Source organism: Streptomyces sp. NBRC 110611 (assembly GCF_001590865.1).
In the GTDB taxonomy this organism is placed as follows: Bacteria; Actinomycetota; Actinomycetes; order Streptomycetales; family Streptomycetaceae; genus Streptomyces.
This window is the reverse complement of record NZ_BBUY01000003.1, coordinates 484,303-501,926: the sequence shown is the minus strand read 5'-3', so window position 1 is coordinate 501,926 and position 17,624 is coordinate 484,303. Positions and strand designations below refer to the sequence as shown.

16 protein-coding genes are annotated in these 17,624 nt (G+C 71.0%); 12 read left to right on the top strand and 4 right to left on the bottom strand.

All coding sequences use genetic code 11. The features are described from left to right. Window positions 1–175 precede the first annotated feature (175 nt). The 11 genes from AZE13_RS10435 (at window position 176) to mltG (ending at window position 12,746) form a co-directional block, all read left to right on the top strand. The gene (locus AZE13_RS10435) at window positions 176–967 is read left to right on the top strand and encodes a YcnI family protein (RefSeq protein ID WP_079123894.1); all 792 of its coding nucleotides are present in this window, start codon (window positions 176–178) and stop codon (window positions 965–967) included. A 261-nt stretch (window positions 968–1,228) separates the two neighbouring features. Further along, window positions 1,229–1,873: an SCO family protein gene (locus AZE13_RS10430; protein WP_066929319.1), complete on the top strand. Its 645-nt coding sequence runs from the start codon at window positions 1,229–1,231 to the stop codon at window positions 1,871–1,873. 53 nt (window positions 1,874–1,926) lie between these two features. Then, window positions 1,927–2,385, top strand: coding sequence for a copper chaperone PCu(A)C (locus tag AZE13_RS10425; RefSeq protein ID WP_066929317.1), 459 nt, complete (start codon window positions 1,927–1,929; stop codon window positions 2,383–2,385). Between the two features lie 65 nt (window positions 2,386–2,450). Next, window positions 2,451–4,520 carry a copper resistance protein CopC gene (locus AZE13_RS10420; RefSeq protein WP_066929315.1) on the top strand — a complete coding sequence of 690 codons (2,070 nt, stop codon included), beginning with the start codon at window positions 2,451–2,453 and terminating at the stop codon, window positions 4,518–4,520. Continuing rightward, window positions 4,520–5,827 (top strand): iron uptake transporter deferrochelatase/peroxidase subunit, encoded by a 1,308-nt coding sequence (gene efeB, locus AZE13_RS10415; RefSeq protein ID WP_079123868.1) that lies wholly within the window; start codon window positions 4,520–4,522, stop codon window positions 5,825–5,827. Before AZE13_RS10420 ends, efeB begins: the two co-directional genes overlap by 1 nt. A 182-nt stretch (window positions 5,828–6,009) precedes the next feature. After that, the gene (pheA, locus tag AZE13_RS10410) at window positions 6,010–6,936 is read left to right on the top strand and encodes a prephenate dehydratase (RefSeq protein WP_066929595.1); all 927 of its coding nucleotides are present in this window, start codon (window positions 6,010–6,012) and stop codon (window positions 6,934–6,936) included. Window positions 6,937–7,565: 629 nt separating this feature from the next. Then, window positions 7,566–8,855: a serine--tRNA ligase gene (gene serS / locus AZE13_RS10405; RefSeq protein WP_066929593.1), complete on the top strand. Its 1,290-nt coding sequence runs from the start codon at window positions 7,566–7,568 to the stop codon at window positions 8,853–8,855. Beyond that, window positions 8,852–9,694 (top strand): HAD family hydrolase, encoded by an 843-nt coding sequence (locus tag AZE13_RS10400; protein WP_079123867.1) that lies wholly within the window; start codon window positions 8,852–8,854, stop codon window positions 9,692–9,694. Before serS ends, AZE13_RS10400 begins: the two co-directional genes overlap by 4 nt. A gap of 270 nt (window positions 9,695–9,964) precedes the next feature. After that, window positions 9,965–10,297 carry an SAV_915 family protein gene (locus tag AZE13_RS10390; protein ID WP_066929311.1) on the top strand — a complete coding sequence of 111 codons (333 nt, stop codon included), beginning with the start codon at window positions 9,965–9,967 and terminating at the stop codon, window positions 10,295–10,297. A 16-nt stretch (window positions 10,298–10,313) separates the two neighbouring features. Then, on the top strand, window positions 10,314–11,582 hold the full coding sequence (gene lysA / locus AZE13_RS10385) for a diaminopimelate decarboxylase (protein ID WP_079123866.1): 1,269 nt from the start codon (window positions 10,314–10,316) through the stop codon (window positions 11,580–11,582). Between the two features lie 387 nt (window positions 11,583–11,969). Beyond that, entirely contained in the window at window positions 11,970–12,746 is a 777-nt protein-coding gene (gene mltG, locus AZE13_RS10380) for an endolytic transglycosylase MltG (RefSeq protein WP_066929307.1), read from the top strand. 37 nt (window positions 12,747–12,783) lie between these two features. On the opposite strand, the gene AZE13_RS10375 is transcribed toward mltG, so the two are convergent. The 4 genes from AZE13_RS10375 to AZE13_RS10360 form a co-directional block, all read right to left on the bottom strand. Next, window positions 12,784–13,503 carry an ABC transporter permease subunit gene (locus tag AZE13_RS10375; protein WP_066929592.1) on the bottom strand — a complete coding sequence of 240 codons (720 nt, stop codon included), beginning with the start codon at window positions 13,501–13,503 and terminating at the stop codon, window positions 12,784–12,786. A 79-nt stretch (window positions 13,504–13,582) separates the two neighbouring features. Further along, window positions 13,583–14,494 (bottom strand): ABC transporter ATP-binding protein, encoded by a 912-nt coding sequence (locus AZE13_RS10370; RefSeq protein ID WP_066929306.1) that lies wholly within the window; start codon window positions 14,492–14,494, stop codon window positions 13,583–13,585. Next, the gene (locus AZE13_RS10365; RefSeq protein WP_066929304.1) at window positions 14,491–15,414 is read right to left on the bottom strand and encodes an ABC transporter permease subunit; all 924 of its coding nucleotides are present in this window, start codon (window positions 15,412–15,414) and stop codon (window positions 14,491–14,493) included. Before AZE13_RS10365 ends, AZE13_RS10370 begins: the two co-directional genes overlap by 4 nt. After that, complete coding sequence (locus AZE13_RS10360; RefSeq protein WP_181690303.1) at window positions 15,404–16,471, bottom strand: ABC transporter ATP-binding protein; 1,068 nt, start codon at window positions 16,469–16,471, stop codon at window positions 15,404–15,406. Before AZE13_RS10360 ends, AZE13_RS10365 begins: the two co-directional genes overlap by 11 nt. A 283-nt stretch (window positions 16,472–16,754) precedes the next feature. On the opposite strand from AZE13_RS10360, the gene AZE13_RS10355 reads away from it, so the two are divergent. Further along, entirely contained in the window at window positions 16,755–17,624 is an 870-nt protein-coding gene (locus AZE13_RS10355) for a M24 family metallopeptidase (RefSeq protein ID WP_066929300.1), read from the top strand.

Genomic DNA, 17,624 nt, shown 5'->3' with positions numbered 1-17,624 from the left:
AGGACTGGACCGGGTACGGGCTCGCGCGGTGCCGCCGCATGCGTGCCATCCACCACCGTTCGTGGTGCTCAGCAACGGCTGCAGCGGCTGCTGAGTGCCTCCTTCCTCCCTGTGGAGTGTTCCTGTGGAGCGCTCTCGGATTTCGGAGACGTCGGATATGTCAGAAATGGTCGAGATGTCGAAGAGGGTTGCGGCGAAGAAGGTTGCGGCGAAGCAGCCCGTGTTGAAGAGGTCTGTGCGGGCGACGGTCTCGCGACTGCCGCTCGTGGCCGGTATCGCGGCCGGCGGTGTGCTGCTGTTCGCGGGCCCGGCCTTCGCGCACGTCAGCGTGCAGCCCGGTGAGGCCGCGAAGGGCGGCTTCGCGGTCGTCAACTTCAAGGTGCCCAACGAGCGGGACAACGCCTCGACGGTGAAGCTCGAGGTCACCCTGCCGGCCGACCACCCGCTGGCCTCGGTCATGCCGCAGCCGGTGCCCGGCTGGAAGGTCGAGGTCACCAAGTCCAAGCTCGCCAAGCCGATCGAGATGCACGGCGAGAAGATCAACGAGGCCCCCTCGAAGATCACTTGGACGGCCGAGGACGAGGACAAGGGCGGTGTCCGGCCCGGTCAGTTCCAGCAGTTCCCGGTCTCCGTCGGCAAGCTGCCCGCGGACGCCGACCAGCTCGTCTTCAAGGCCCTCCAGACGTACGACAACAAGGAGGTCGTGCGCTGGATCGAGCCGGTGAAGGAGGGTGCCCCGGAGCCGGAGAACCCGGCGCCGGTGCTCAATCTGATCGCCGCCAAGGACGACGGCCACGGCACGTCCGGCGCGGGCAGCGCCGACGACAAGGGCGGCACCGAGAACGCGACGGCCACCGCGGCATCCGCCAGTGACACCACGGCTCGTGTCCTGGGCGTCGTCGGTATCGTCGTCGGCGTCCTTGGAGTCGGCTTCGGCGTCTTCGCCGGCCGCCGCCGTAACGCCTGACCATCGCACGGGCCGGCGCCCGACCGCGCCGGTCCGGCACCAGCTTCCCGGTAGGGGCCGGGCCGGGACCTTCCCGGTACCGGCGGGGGACGGACGGCGAGGGGAAACCTTTCGTCTCGTCCGCGCTCCGTGTCCACGCTCCGTGCCTGTGGCCGTGGCCGCGCCTATGGCTGTGGCCGTGTCCACGTCCGTGGCTTGGGGACCGCAGAGGACCCTAGGCCCCAAGAGCCGGGATTTTCGAACGTATGGGATATATCTGCAATGCGTAGAAGGACCCTGATCGCGACCGCCCTCACGGCGGCCGCGGCACTCAGCCTGACCGCCTGTGGCGGCGACGAGAACAAGCCCGCCGCCGTGGTCTCCGGAGGAACGACGGCCAAGCCGATCGTCACGCTCGACAAGCCGTTGGAGAAGCCGGACCTCGAGCTCACGGACACCAACGGCGAGAAGTACGACCTGCTGGAGAAGACCAAGGGCCACCCGACGCTGATCTACTTCGGCTACACCAACTGCCCGGACGTCTGTCCGATGACGATGGGCAACATCGCGGTCGCGGTGAAGCAGCTGCCCGCGGCCCAGCAGAAGGACCTCCGGGTCGTCTTCATCACCTCCGACCCGGAGCGTGACACCCCGGACGCCCTGAAGAAGTGGCTGGCCGGCATCAACAAGGACTTCGTCGGGCTGTCCGGAAAGTTCGAGACCATCCAGACCGGCGCGCGCAGCGTGAACATCGGGATCGAGAAGCCGGTCAAGAAGAAGAACGGCGACGTGGTCTCCACCCATGGCGCGCAGGTTCTGCTGAGCTCCCCCAAGGACGACAAGATCCACTGGATGGGCATGCAGGACGCCACCGCCGACAACTACACCACCGCGCTCCCGAAGATCGTCAAGGGGCAGAACCCGTGAACCGCCACCGCACCCCGAACCACCGCCCTCTCACCACCAGGAACCACCGCACCATGAACCGTCGTACGTCCCTCGCCGCCGCCACCGCTCTCGCCGTCACCGCCGGACTCGCCCTCGCGGGCTGCGGCAACGGGGACACCGCGCAGTTCAAGGTCTCCGACGCGTACATGCCGCAGCCGGTCACCCAGAAGATGGCCGGCGCGTTCTTCACGATCAAGAACAGCGGCGGTGCCGACAAGCTCACCTCGGTCACCAGCGACCTGTCCAAGGACATCTCCCTCCACACGACGTCCGGCAACAAGATGCAGCACGTCGAGTCGCTGGAGATACCGGCGAACGGTGAGCTCAAGCTCGCCCGCGGCGGCGACCACGTGATGTTCATGGGCCTGACGAACAAGCCCGTCGAGGGCGACAAGGTCACCATCGAGCTGCACTTCGCCACCGCAAAGCCGATCACGGTCGAGGTCCCGGTCAAGGCCGTCAATTACAAGCCGGGGGACGAGAAGAAGTAGCGGAACCAGGAACCAGCAGCGGGGGTGCGCGACCGGCGGCAACGAGGCGGCCGGCGTCAACAGGAATGAGAGGAGCGATCACCTTGGTCACCATCGGGCTTCGGCCTCGACGGTCCGCCGTGCTGCGCCTTCTGGTCGTCGCGGTGGCCCTGGCCGGCGCGCTGTTCGGCGCCGCCGCCCCGGCCTCGGCACACGCCGCGCTGACCGGCAGTACGCCGGCGCAGGGCTCGGTGGTGGACCGGGCGCCCGAGCAGGTGTCGCTCACCTTCTCCGAAGGCGTCGCGATGGGCGACGACTCCATCCGGGTCCTCGATCCGGCCGGCAAGCGGGTGGACCGCGGCAAGCTGCGCGATCTGTGCAGCGGCAGCACCGTCAAGTTCGGCACGGGGCTGATGCCGGGGCTGCGCGACGGTACGTACACCGTCGCCTGGCAGGCGGTCTCCGCCGACAGCCACCCGGTCTCGGGCGCCTTCACCTTCTCGGTCGGCGCGCCCTCCGAGACCGCCGCCGCGGTACCCCAGCAGGAGGCCGGCGGCGGCCTGGTGGGTGTGCTGTACGGCGTCGCCCGCTGTCTGGCCTACGCCGGATTCGTGCTGCTGACCGGCGGCTCCGCCTTCGTGCTGGCCTGCCGGCCGGCCGCGGCGCGCGTACGGTCCGTACAGCGGCTGGTCGTCCACGGCTGGACGGCGCTGACCGCCACCACCGTCCTGATGCTGCTGTTGCGCGGCCCGTACACCGGGTCCGGCGATCTCGCCGACGTCTTCGACCTCGGCGGGCTACGGGAGGTCCTGGCCACCGGGCCGGGTGCCGCACTGGTCTCCCGGCTGCTGCTGCTCGCCGCCGCGGCGCTGTTCGTGGCGGTGCTCTTCGGGGCGTACGCGCGCACGGGGGACGAGTCCGCCGACCACGCGGGGCAGGGCAAGCGGCGCCGGGACCTCACCCTGGGACTCGGCGTCGGCGGGGTGATCGTCGCGACCGGCCTCGCCGCGACCTGGGCGATGGCCGAACACGCCTCGACCGGGCCGCAGGCCGCCATCGCCATGCCGGTCGATGTGCTGCATCTGCTCGCGGTGGCCGGCTGGCTGGGCGGGCTGGCGGCGCTGGTGGTGTCGCTGTACTGGGGGCCGCCGGTGGAGCGGACCGCCGTACGCCGCTTCTCCCGGCTCGCCTTCGGGTCCGTGGTGGTGCTGGTGGCCACCGGCAGCTATCAGTCCTGGCGGCAGGTCGGCAGCTGGCGCGCGCTGACCGACACCGCGTACGGGCGGCTGCTGCTGGTCAAGGTGGCGCTGGTGGTGGTCATGGTGGGGTTCGCCTGGCTGTCGCGGCGCTGGACGGCGCGGCTGGGAGAGGTACGGGCGACCGCGGGAGCAACACCGGTGGCGGCGACGGTGGCGGCACGGGCAACCACGGAGCAGGCAGATGCCGGGGCCGGAGCCGGGGCCGGGGCCGGGGTCGGGGCCGAGACGGGGGCCGGGGCAGATGCCGTGGCGGATACCGCAGACGGCGGGGTGGACGACGCCAGGGCGGATGTGGCAGACACCGGTTCCGGAGCGGCGGACCCCGCGCGGGCCGCCCAACTGGCCCGCCAGCAGGCCGCGTTGCGCACCGCCCGCGTCAAGCGGCTGCGCGACGCGGACCCGGAGCGGCTGGGGCTGCGCCGGTCGGTCCTCGCCGAGGCATCGGTCGCCGTCGTCCTGCTGATGGTGACCACGGTGCTGACCTCCACCGAGCCGGCCCGTACGGAAGAGGCGGTCAGAGCCGCCTCGGGCGGGACGTCCGTGGCGGCCAATCAGCCGCAGGTGCTGACCATCCCGTTCGACACCGGCGGCCCGGGCGGCAAGGGCAGCGCCCGCCTCGACCTGGACCCCGGTCGCAGCGGCAACGCCAATGAGCTGCGGCTGCGGATCTCCGACCCGTCGGGCAAGGCCATGGACGTACCCGAGGTCAAGGTGTCCTTCACCCAGAAGGACAAGAAGCTCGGGCCGCTGCCGGTCGTCCCCCGGCATATGAGCCGGGGCCACTGGCGCGCGAGCGACGTCCAGCTCCCGGTGCCCGGAGAATGGCAGCTCTCGCTGCTGGTACGGACGTCCGACATCGACCAGGTGACCGAGATCAAGAACGTGAAGATCGGCTGATGAGCAAGCGAACCAAGCCCACGGGCAAGCAGACCGAGCAGGCCTCCTCCCCCCAGGTTTCCCAGACCTCCCTCGAGCTGTCCCGCCGTCGGCTGCTCGGCACCGTCGGCGCGGCCGGCGCGGCCGGGCTGGTCGTCGGCGGGGCGGGCGCCGCCATCGCGGGCTCCGCCGGCGACGACAGCTCCCCCACGGCCCTGAGCACGATCGGCTCGACCGAGGTGGCCTTCCGCCCGGCACGCGCCAAGCACCAGGCGGGGATCACCACCCCCCTCCAGGCGAACGGGCACCTCGTCGCCTTCGACCTGGCGCCGGGCGCGGACCGCAAGGCCGCCGCGGCACTGCTGCGCCGCTGGTCCCGTACGGCCGAGGAGCTGATGGCCGGGCGCGCCCCGGACGCCGACGCCGACACGGGCGTCGCGCTCGACGCCGGCCCGTCCTCGCTGACCGTCACCTTCGGCCTCGGCCACAGTTTCTTCGACCGTACGGACCTGGTGAAGCGGCGCCCCGTGGCGCTCGACCCGCTGCCCGACTTCTCCGCCGACGCGCTGGACCCCCGGCGCAGCAACGGAGATCTGTGGATCCAGATCGGCGCCGACGACGCGCTGGTCGCCTTCCACGCGCTGCGGACGCTCCAGAAGCAGGCCGCGGGCACCGCCCGGCCGCGCTGGCAGATGAACGGCTTCAACCGCACGCCGGGCGCCACCGCGCACCCGATGACGGCCCGCAATCTGATGGGACAGGTCGACGGGACCAACAACCCCAAACCGTCCGACAAGGACTTCGACCAGCGGATCTTCGTGAGCCGGGACGCCGAGCAGGAGTGGATGCGCGGCGGGTCGTACGCCGTCGTCCGGCGGATCCGGATGCTGCTGGACGACTGGGAGAAGCGTTCCCGGCACGAGCAGGAGCGGGTCATCGGGCGCCGCAAGGACAACGGCGCCCCGCTGACCGGCGGCTCCGAGACCACCCCGATGCAGCTGGACGCGAGCGGCCCGGACGGACTGCCGGTCATCCCGGCCAACGCCCACGCCCGGATCGCGGCACCGGAGGCCAACCAGGGCGCGGCCCTGCTGCGCCGCCCGTTCTCCTACCACGACGGGTTCCGCGAGGACGGCGCCCCGGACGCCGGGCTGCTGTTCGTCTGCTGGCAGTCCGACCCGCTGCGCGCCTTCACCCAGATCCAGCGGAAGCTGGACCGCGGGGACGCGCTGTCGCCGTTCCTGCGGCACGAGGCGAGCGGACTCTTCGCGGTCCCGCCGGCCGCGGAAGCGGGCGGCTACGTGGGACAGCCTCTCCTGGAGGGGTAGCCGTCCGGCCGGAGGACAGCCGTCCGGCCTGCCCGTCCAGCCGGGGGGACAGCCGTCCGGCCTGCCCCTCCGCCCGTTCCAGCTGCGGGAAGTCCCGCCCGGGTGTCCGGGCGGCTGGGTATCGTGGCAGTCAGGAAGAAGATCGGCGGGGTGCCCCCGCAGGACGCGAGGGAGTGCTCACGATGTCGGCCAGCCGCTATACGTATCTCGGCCCGGCGGGCACGTTCACGGAGGCCGCGCTGCGCAGCCTGCCGGAGGCGGCGACCCGTGAACTGGTGCCGATGGTGTCGGTGCCGACCGCGCTGGACGCGGTGCGGGCCGGTGACGCGGCGGCCGCCCTGGTGCCGATCGAGAACTCCGTCGAGGGCGGGGTGACCACCACCCTCGACGAACTCGCCGCCGGCGAACCGCTGATGATCTACCGCGAGGTACTGCTGCCGATCACCTTCGCGCTGCTGGTGCGCCCCGGTACGTCACTCGACGACGTCAAGACGGTGACCGGGCACCCGGTCGCCCAGCCGCAGGTGCGCAAGTGGCTGGCGTCCCAACTCCCCGAGGCCGTATGGGAGTCGGCGGCCTCGAACGCCGATGGCGCGCGGCTGGTGCAGGAGGGGCGCTACGACGGCGCGTTCGCGGGGGAGTTCGCGGCGGCGACGTACGGGCTGACGCCGCTGGTCACCGACATCCATGACGCGGAGAACGCGACCACCCGCTTCGTCCTGGTGGGCCGCCCGGCCCGGCCCGCGGCGCGGACCGGTGCGGACAAGACCTCGGTCGTGCTGTGGCTGTCCGAGGACCACCCCGGTGCGCTGCTGGAGCTGCTGCAGGAGTACGCGGTGCGCGGCGTCAGCATGATGCGGATCGAGTCGCGGCCGACCGGTGAGGGCATCGGGCGCTACTGCTTCTCGGTCGACTGCGAGGGGCACATCACCGACCGCCGGGTCAGCGAGGTCCTGATGGGCCTCAAGCGGGTCTGCCGCGATGTGCGGTTCCTCGGCTCGTATCCGCGGGCGGACGAGACGACACCGACCGTGCGCCGGCAGGTGACCGACTCGGCGTTCACCGAGGCGTCGGACTGGCTGGCGCGCTGCCTGGACGGACGGGCCTGAGCCGGCCACCGCGGCGGCACAACCTGCGGCTTTGGGGAGGCTGTGGGTTGTCCACAAAGTTTTCCACAGGTTCGGTTCTCGACCTGTGGGTAAGTCGACACGAAGGCCGGACAGAGTCGACAAATCGCCCTACTGACACCGCACTGGCGCCGCGCCGTTCCGCGCCACTCCACAGCACCCCGCCCCGGCCCTCGTCAGCACAATTTACGCAATCAATCCTTTAGAGCGAGGCAATCCCACACGAAAGAGTGCGGGAACGGGGTTTAGACGGAGAATCCTTAGCCGAGCATTTCAAGAGCGGAATGATCGCCTCCGACTTCCACAGATCCCACACACAGCCTGTGGATAAGATTCCGAGAACCCTCAGAGCCTGTGGACAACCGGGAGTTGTCCGGGGAAAACCAGGGCCGCAACTCCCCCCGCCCAGCCGTGCAAAGCCCCCGCCCCGGACACCACGAAACCCCCCATACACCCCCCTCACGACCCCCCTCGCGGACCTCGCGAATTCCCCCCGGCACTTCCCCCGCACTCCCCACCCCCAAGGGAATAAACTGCGCAAACCAGACAAAAGGCCACCCCGGTGAATATCACGTCGAGTGGCGGGGCACGGCCCCGGTAGCCTGGTGGATGTGATTGACCTTCGCCTGCTCCGTGAGGACCCCGACCGTGTGCGCGCGTCCCAGCGCGCCCGTGGAGAGGACGTCGACCTCGTCGACGCACTCCTCTCCGCCGACGAGCGGCGCAGGTCGTCCAGCGTCCGCTTCGACGAGCTGCGTGCCGAACAGAAGGCACTCGGCAAGCTCATCCCCAAGGCCGCCGGCGACGAGAAGGCCGAGCTGCTGAAGAAGGCCGGTGAGCTGGCGGCCGCTGTCAAGGCCGCCGACGCCGCCCAGGACGAGGCCAAGGAAGAGACCCAGCAGCTGCTGCGCAAGCTCGGCAACCTCGTCCACCCCGATGTACCGGTCGGCGGCGAAGAGGACTTCCGCGTCCTGGAGACGCACGGCACGATCCGCGACTTCACCGCCGAGGGCTTCGAGCCCAAGGACCACCTGGAGATCGGCGAGCTGCTCGGCGCGATCGACGTCGAGCGCGGCGCCAAGGTCTCCGGCTCGCGCTTCTACTACCTGACCGGCGTCGGCGCGCTGCTGGAGCTCGCGCTCGTCAACGCCGCCATCGCCCAGGCCACCGAGGCCGGCTTCACCCCGATGCTGACCCCCGCGCTGGTCCGCCCGCGCGCCATGGAGGGCACCGGCTTCCTCGGCCAGGCCGCCGAGAACGTCTACCACCTGGAGAAGGACGACTACTACCTGGTCGGCACCTCCGAGGTCCCGCTCGCCGCGTACCACATGGACGAGATCGTCGACGCGGCCAAGCTGCCGCTGCGCTACGCCGGTTTCTCCCCTTGCTTCCGCCGTGAGGCCGGTACGTACGGCAAGGACACCCGGGGCATCTTCCGCGTCCACCAGTTCGACAAGGTGGAGATGTTCTCCTACGTCGCTCCGGAAGACGCCGAGAACGAGCACCAGCGCCTCCTGGACTGGGAGAAGCAGTGGCTGACCTCCCTTGAGCTGCCCTTCCAGGTCATCGATGTCGCCACCGGCGACCTCGGCGCCTCGGCCTCCCGCAAGTTCGACTGCGAGGCCTGGATCCCCACCCAGGGCAAGTACCGCGAGCTGACCTCGGCCTCGAACTGCAACGAGTTCCAGGCGCGCCGGCTCTCGGTCCGGATGCGCGAGACCGTCGACGGCAAGCCGAAGGTCCAGCCGCTGGCGACGCTCAACGGCACGCTCTGCGCCATCCCGCGCACGATCGTGGCGCTCTTCGAGAACCACCAGCGGGCGGACGGCTCCGTACACGTCCCCGAGGCGCTCCGCCCCTACCTGGGCGGCCGCGAAACCCTCGAACCCGTCGCCAAGTGAGCGGGGCAGCCCCGGCAGCGGACGGCCGGCCCGCCGTCCCGCCGCTGCCGTACAAGCTCATCGCGACGGACCTCGACGGCACGCTGCTGCGCCCGGACGACACCGTCTCCGAGCGCACGCGCCGGGCACTCACCACGGCCACCGAGGCGGGCGCGGCGCACATCGTCGTCACCGGCCGGGCGGTGCCCTGGACCCGGCACATCCTCGACGCCCTCGACTACCAGGGCCTCGCGGTGTGCGGCCAGGGCGCCCAGGTCTACCACGCCGGTGAGCACCGCCTGCTGACCTCGGTCACCCTCGACCGCCAGCTGGCCGGCCTCGCCGTGTCCAAGATCGAGGCGGAGGCCGGACCGCTGTTCCTGGCGGCGAGCCGGGACGGCCTGGACGGCGAGGTACTGGTCGGCCCCGGCTACCGCGTCCAGGAGGGCCCGCTGCCGAACGTCATGATCGACGATCTCGGCGAGCTGTGGACGGCCCCGCTCAACAAGGTCTACCTCCAGCACCCGACCCTGGACGACGACGCGCTGGCGGCCGTCGCGCGCCAGGTCGCCGGTGATCTGGTGGGCGTGACGATGGCCGGCGAGGGGATCGTCGAACTGCTGCCGCTGGGCCTGACGAAGGCGACCGGGCTGTCGCTGGCCGCCCGCCGACTCGGCCTCACCGCCAAGGAGACGGTGGCCTTCGGCGATATGCCCAATGACATACCGATGTTCGCCTGGGCCGCACACGGCGTGGCGATGGCCAATGCCCACGACGAACTGAAGGCAGTCGCCGACGAACTCACCGTGTCCAACGAGGAGGACGGCATCGCCGTCGTCCTGGAACGCCTCTTTGGCTGACCTGCCACGCTTATCGGCAACTACCTACCGTTTCCGCCCGCTACCCACCGTTGCTCCTTCACGGCCTGGGAGGCATGGAACTCGGCCGGCCGCAGCGAATGCGTCAAGTAGGGGCCACAACCCGTCAATAACGCGTAAACGCCCCCCGAGGGCCCCCTCCCGCCGGGCATAGCGTCGGCGAGGCCGACAATCGCGTCGGCAGAGCCGAGCCCCGGCGTCTGCGTCATCCACCGGTTCGGGGCGGCCCAGGTGCCTTCGAGGAGCAACGCCGTGTTCCACCCTCGCTACGCGGAAGACCCCGAGCCTTCCGAACGTGTCCCGGCCGGGCCTCTCTTCGTCCCCGTCCGGTCGGGCCCCGCGGGCTGTACGGCCCGCCTGTTCCGCACTCCGCTCGGCGGCCGTACCGTCGTCGGCTTCACCTCGGCCCAGCGGCTCGCCGCGTCCCTCGGCGGCGGCCAGCGCTGGATCAGGCTCTCCGAACCCGCGCTGCGGGCGCTGGCCGAACCGGTCGGCGCGATACTGATCGTCGACCCCCGGCTCGTCCTAGAGGCCGCGCATCTGTCACGTACACCCCGCGTGCGCCCGCACCTCCAGGCCGTCTGAGGAAGGGGCGACGCTCATGGGTCACCGCACTCTGCCCCGGACCGCCCAGGCAGCCGCTCCGGCCGCTGCCCCGGTGATCGCTCAAGCCACCCCCCGGGCCACCGCCGTGACGCCCGCGCCGCGTACCGCCACCGAGCCGGTCCGGCCGGCCGCCGCGGCGCCGCTCCCGCACGGCGAGACGGCCGTGGGCGGTGTGCCGCTCACCGAGCTGGCCGACCGCTTCGGCACCCCCGCCTACATCCTGGACGAGGCCGAGGTACGCCGCCGCTGCCGCGCCTACCTGCGGGCCTTCGCCGGCGCCGACGTCTACTACACGGCCAGGGCGTTCCTGTGCCACGCGATGGTCCACTGGGTGCGGGAGGAGGGCCTGGGCCTGGCCGTCTGCTCCGCCGGCGAGCTGGAGCCGGCCGTCACCACCGGATTCCCGCCCGAGCGGATGGTGCTGCACGGCAACGCCAGGAGCCCGGACGGTCTGCGGGCCGGTCTCCGCCTCGGGGTCGGGCGGATCGTCATCGGCTCCACCACGCAGATAGCGCGGCTGGCCGCCGCGGTCCCGGCAGGCAGCCGGCAGAAGGTGCTGATCAGGGTCGTGCCGGGGATCGCCGCCGGCGGCCAGGCCAGGCTCCGCGCCGGGACCGACCACCAGAAGTCCGGGCTGTCGCTCGCCGACGGTTCCGCGCAGCACGCCATCACCCGGGTACTCGGCCAGCCACGCCTCGAACTGGTCGGCCTGCACTGCCACTTGGGCTCGCAGATCACCACTGCCAAGCCCTACCTCTCGGCGGTACGGCGGCTGATCGGGCTGCTGGCGCGGATCCATGACCAGCACGGTGTCGTCCTTACCGAACTGAATCTCGGCGGCGGCCATGGCATCGCCCACCGCCCCGGTGAGCCCGCGCTGGATATCGCCACCCTCGGCGTCAAGATCCGCGCGGAGCTGGCGGGCGGCTGTGCGACGGCCGGTCTCCCGGTACCCCGGCTCGCCGTCGAACCGGGCCGTGCCATCGCGGGTCCGGCCGGGGTCGTCCTCTACCGGGTGCTGGCCGTCCAACGGTCCGGTGGGCACACGTTCGTGGCGGTGGACGCCGGCATGAGCGACACCCCACGGCCGGCGCTGTACGGGGTGCGCTCCGCGCCCCGGCTGGTCGGCCGCGCCTCACCCGCCGCACCGGAGCCCGTCACCGTCGTCGGACGGCACTGCGACGGCGGTGACGTACTGGCCGCCGATGTCCCGCTTCCGGGGGACATCCGGCCTGGCGACTTACTTTCCGCTGCGCTTGGCTGACTTCCCACGTTGTCGGCCGTCCCGCCGCGGGCGTTTCTCGCCGTTGCGCCTGCGGCGGGCGTGGTTTGGTCGGGTGCGGGTCCGCTCCTCCGGACTGCCGTCCTGCGGAGCGGCCCCTCCCGTGAGGGGGAGAGAAGACGGCCGGTGGGGGTGGACGCGAGTGGTCCACTGCGGACACGTACAGGGCTACGGTCACCCCCACCGACGAGGTCCCCCCTACCCACGGGAGGGGGCGCACCGCAGGACGCCAGTCCGGAGGGGCGCACCCGTGACGTACAGCCCCGCGCAGCGGAAAACAGCCCGCCGCCAGGCGCCACGGCGGGAAAGCCAAAAACGTGGGAAGCAGGCCAAGCGCAGCGGAAGGGCGCAGCGATACGGTGCGGACCTATGAGCCATGTTCAGCGCATCGGCCGACTCGTCATCGTTGCCGTCCTGGCCGTTCTGGTGATCCTCGCGGTGCTGCTCCTGCCGCGGCTGCTGCGGGGGCCGGAGCGGGCGAAGCTGACCGTCCCGGAGGGGCAGCGGGCGACACAGATCTACGCCGCCGTGGACCGGGCCCTGCACCTGCCCGGCGGCTCCACCGCGAAGGCCGCCGGAACCGCGCGCCTTCCGCTTCCGACCGAGGCCAGAGGCAATCCGGAGGGTTACCTCTTTCCGGCGACATATCCGATCGACCCGGACGCCGGCCCGGCCTCCCTGCTCTCGTACATGGTCAGGACCGCCAACCAGCGGCTCGCCGACGATCACATCACGTCCTACCGGACCGTCGTGATCGCCAGCATCGTGCAGGCGGAGGCGGACCGGTCGGCCGACATGGGCCGGGTCGCGCGGGTCATCGAGAACCGGCTGGCCCGGCGGATGCCGCTGCAGATGGATTCGACGATCAACTACGCACTGGGCCGCAGCACTCTCAACACCAGCCACGCCGACACCGAGCACAAGAGCCCGTACAACACCTACCGGCGCCGGGGGCTGCCGCCCACCCCGATCGACAGCCCGGGGGCGGACGCGCTCAAGGCGGCGGGGGCACCGCCCGCCGGGGACTGGCTGTACTTCGTCACCGTCAAGCCGGGCGACACCCGCTTCACCGCCGACTACCAGGAACATCTGCGGAACGTGCAGGAGTTCAACGACCGGCAGAAGAGCAGCGGCGGGGGCGCATAGCGCGTTCGCCCCCATGCCGTGTGCTCCGGCTCCTCCGTTACTCCTCGCCCGCCAGGGTGAGCGCCTTGAGCCGACGGCCGGCGTACCAGGTCGCGCCTGCCGTGAGAGCCACCAGCAGGCATATCGCGAGCGGGAGTTGGACGTCGGCGCTGATCGCGCCGTCTCCGGCGACCCGCTGGCCGATGGCGAGTGCCCACTGCTGGATGCTGAGGGTCCGCGCACCGGGGACGAGGTTTCCGACGAACGCCTCCCAGACCAGCGCGTAGACCAGGCCGAAGACCACGGCGTGCCGGCTGATCGTGCCGAAGAGGAGGAAGAGCGCGCTGTAGGCGACCGAGGCGATCGCCGCCGCCACCGCGTAACCCACCGCTATCTGCTGGCTGTTGCCGTTCAGGAGATAGCCGGCGAGCAGCACGGGGACGGCGGAGAAGACGACCGTGACGCCCGTCGCGACGAGGAGTTTGGTGAGGATGATCGTCGGCCGGGACACCGGCTTGGCCAGCAGATAGACCACCGAGCCGTCGTCGATCTCCGGTCCGATCGCGCCCGTACCGGCGATGACGCCGATCAGCGGCACCATCGTGCCCAGCGCGAAGCCGCCCAGGATGCCGCCGGCGGTGGCGTCGTCGGCGCCGGCCAGCGCCCGGACGGCGGCCGCGAGGGCCACCAGAAGGGCCGGCAGGACGAAGAGGATCAGGGCTCGGCGCCGGCCGAGCAGGGCTCGGTAGGTCAGCCGGGCGACGGTCGGGTGGAACAGCGAGGCCTTGGGCGCGGCGGTGGACGCCGGCGAGGCCGTCGGGGTGGTCGTGGACATGCGTCAGGGCTCCTTTCAGGCCTCAGGCCGCGACGAGGTAGGAGAAGACGGATTCCAGCGATTCATCGGAGGGCGAGACCGTCAGCAGGCGGATGCCGTGGTCGCGGGCGACCCGTGGCAGGAGTTCGGTGAAGCGGCCGAAGTCGACCGCCTGGATGCGCAGCGCGCCCTCGACGAGGTCCACTTCGATGCCGGAGGTGGACGGGTCGGCGATCAGCGCCCCGGCCAGCGCGCGGTCGTTGTCGGACCGGACGAGGTAGCGGTGCGGGCGGTCGGTCATCAGCCGGCGGATCTTGCGGAAGTCACCGGACGCGGCGTGCCGGCCGGCCACCACCACCTCGATGTGCGAGGCGAGTTGCTCGACCTCTTCGAGGATGTGCGAGGAGAACAGCACCGTACGGCCCTGGTCACCCATCTGCCGCAGCAGCTCCATCAGCTGCATCCGCTGGCGCGGGTCCATGCCGTTGAACGGCTCGTCGAGCAGCAGCACCGACGGGTCGTGGACCAGCGCGGAGGCCATCTTCACCCGCTGCCGCATGCCCTTGCTGTACGTCGAGACCTTGCGGTCCTGGGCGTACTCCATCTCGACGGTGGCCAGCGCCCGGGCCGCCTCCCGCCGGCCGAGGCCGTGCAACTCCGCGTTGGCCAGGACGAATTCGCGCCCGGTGAGGAAGTCGTACATCGCCTCACGCTCGGGCACGATGCCGATGTGGCGGTAGATGGCGGCGTTCCGCCAGATCGTCGTCCCGTCGAGGGTGACGGAGCCGTTGGAGGGGGCGAGGAAGCCGCCCATCATGTTGATCAGGGTGGACTTGCCGGCGCCGTTGGGGCCGAGCAGGCCGGTGACACCGGGGCCGATGGTCATGGTGATGTCGTTGACGGCGACGACATTGCCGAACCAGCGGGAGACGTGGTCGATGTGGAGCGTGGTCACAGTCCGGCCTTCCGATAGCGGCGCATCAGCAGGGCATAGCTGCCGGCGATGACGGTCAGCGTGACGAGGAGGTAGACGAATCCGGCGCCGGTCGACGGCGTCAGGCCGTTGGGGAAGGAGCTGGTACCGCCGAGGAAGACCGACTGCACCCCGTCGATGAGCGTGATGGGGGAGAACAGCCCCAGCCAGCCGGCGGCGGATTCACTGCCCTGGACGAAGGCGATGCCCTGCACCGCGCTCACCGCGCCGTAGGGAATGGTGAGTGTGGCGATCACGGCGGCGACGCCGAACCCGCGGCGCGGGGTGAGGGCGGAGATGACCAGGCCCACCCCGGCGAACAGCAGCGACAGCAGCGCCACGGACACCAGCCCCTGGGCCAGGCCCTTGGTCTGGTCGAGGAAGTCCAGCTTCGCCAGCAGTGCCCCGACGTAGAGGATCACCAGCGGGGCCGCCGTGAGCAGGAACAGGGCGCTCGCCATGGCCGCGAACTTCGCCGCCACGTAGTCGCCGCGCTCGATGGGGCGGGAGAAGTACAACGGTATGGACTTGAACCGCAGATCGCGGGAGACCAACTGCGGTGCCTGGGCGGCCAGATAGAGGCCGATGACGGCCTGGAGGAAGATCGCGTAGCGGGTGTAGCCGACCGGGAGGCTGCCGGCCTTGGTGAACACCGTCACCGCGACCATGATCGCGGCGGGCAGGCACATCACCGCGAAGAGCAGCATCGGCAGCACCTTGCTCTTGGCCGAGCGGCCCAGGCCGTAGGCACCGCGCAGGCTCTGCGAGAACAGCGACCGGCGGGCGTAGCCGCGGCCCAGACGGGGGCCGTCGTAGTGGCGGTACCCGATGTTGTGGATGTACGCACCGGTCGGCGTGGCCGGTGCGGAGGCCGGTACGGAGGTCGTGGGGTCAGACGGCATCGTGGGCGCCTCCGTCCTGGGTGACGTACGGGGCGCCGGGGGCGCCCGTGGGAGCGAGGGGGGCAGGGCCGGCGGCCGAGGTGGCCGGGGCCGCCGGGGCGGTGGCCGCCTCGTCGGCGTCACGGAAGACCTCGGCGATGCGGTGGCGGCGCTGTTCCATCCGGACCAGGCCGAGCCCGAGTCCGGCGACGGTGTCCCGTACCAGGTCGTAGGTCTCCTCCCCGGCCGCGTCGATGAACAGCAGATGGCCGGGCGTGGCGAGGCCGTCGGAGCCGGCGCCGCCGGTGGTCACCGCGACCCCGGCGCCGGCCAGGGCCCGGCGGAGCGCCCCGGTGCCGTCCGGATGGGCGTCGGTATCCGTGACCTCGACCGCCAGCGAGGTCGTGACCTGCGTGAACTCATCGGTGGAGGAGGAGCGCAGCAGTTTGCCGCCGTCGATGACGACGACGTGGTCGCAGGTGCGCTCCAGCTCACCGAGGAGGTGGGAGGTGACCAGGACGGAGATGCCGAAGTCGGTGTGAACGCGCCTGATCAGGCCGAGCATCTCGTCCCGGCCGGCCGGGTCGAGGCCGTTGGTGGGCTCGTCGAGGAACACCAGCTGTGGGTCGTGGACCAGCGCCTGGGCGAGCTTCACCCGCTGCTTCATACCTGTGGAGTAGCCGCCGATGGGGCGGTAGCGCTCCTCGTAGAGGCCGACGTGACGCAGGGTGTCGGCGGTGCGCTCACGGGCTGCAGTCGGCGGCAGGCCGGACATCCGGGCCATGTGCACAACGAATTCCGTGGCCGAGACATCCGGCGGCAGGCAGTCGTGCTCGGGCATATAGCCGACCCGCTCGCGGATGGCGCTGCCGTCCTTCGCCACGTCCAGGCCGAGCACGCGCGCGGTCCCTTCGGTGGCCGGGGCCAGGCCGAGAAGGATCTTGATCAGGGTGGACTTGCCGGCGCCGTTGGCGCCCACCAGGCCTGTTACGCCGGGGGCGATGTCAACGGAGAGCCGGTCCAAGGCGGTCACCCGCGGGAACCGCTTGCTCAGGCTTTCGGTCACGATCACAGTCACGTCATCGACGGTAGGCCCGCCCGGCGCGCCGGTCGTCAGCCCAGGCGGTGGGATCCGCCTCCCCCTGCGGTATTACGGCCCCTAGGGGTTCTCCTGCTTCCAGCGGTCCGGCGTCAGGGTTCGGCGTCAGAGTTCGGTGTCAGGGTTCGGGGGTCGGCGTCAGGCCGGTGCCGGAAGCCGGGCGTGCACACCTCTTGACGCAGTCGCCGGGCATTGTCACATTCATCAATGTCAAGTTACGGGCACGTACCGCGATGAACTGCTCACGGACGGACGGTTGGCGATGGCCTCAGTCACCTCAGCGACCTCAGCAGGAGCCGGCGCACGCACCACCGCCGAGCTGGCGGGCTTCAGAGAGGTCCAGCAGCTCGCCTACGCCTGCGCGGAAGCGGTGGCCGCTCAGCTCAGGCCCGGGATCACCGAGCGCGCGGCGGCACGGATGCAGCGCGAATGGCTGCACGAGCGCGGGGTACGGGACTGGTTCCATCTGCCGTTCGCCTGGTTCGGCGACCGCACCGCCTTCGTCGGCTTCCGGATTCCGCTGCAGTTCTTCCCCACCAACCGGCGGCTGGAGCCGGGGATGGCCTTCATCCTCGACATGGCACCGGTCCACAACGGCTTCACCGCCGACATCGGCTACTCCGGCTGCCTGGGGCTCAACCCGGTGCACGACCGGCTGCTCGCCGACCTCGAAGCGCACCGGGAGCTGATCCTGCGTGAGGTGCGCGAGCGGCGCCCGCTCCGGGAGATCTACGAGGACGTCGACCGCCTCATGGTGCGGCAGGGCTACGCCAACCGCCACCGCGCCTACCCCTTCGGCGTCATCGCCCACAAGGTCGACCGGGTCAGGCAGCGCCGCTGGTCCCCCACCTTGTTCGGGTTCGGCACCCAGTCCCTCAGGGGCCTCGCCTCCGACGCACTGCACGGCCATCGCGAGGGCTGGTCCCCGCTGTGGAGCCCGTACTCCTTCTCCGACCATCCGCCGGCGCCCGGGCTGTGGGCGGTCGAACCCCACCTCGGCTTCCGGGGCACCGGCGCGAAGTTCGAGGAGATCCTGGTCGTCACGGACTCCAAGGACCCGCAGGAGAGCGCCTTCTGGCTGGACGACGATCTGCCGCACGTGCGGCGCTGGCAGGAGGAGCAGGCCGCGTGA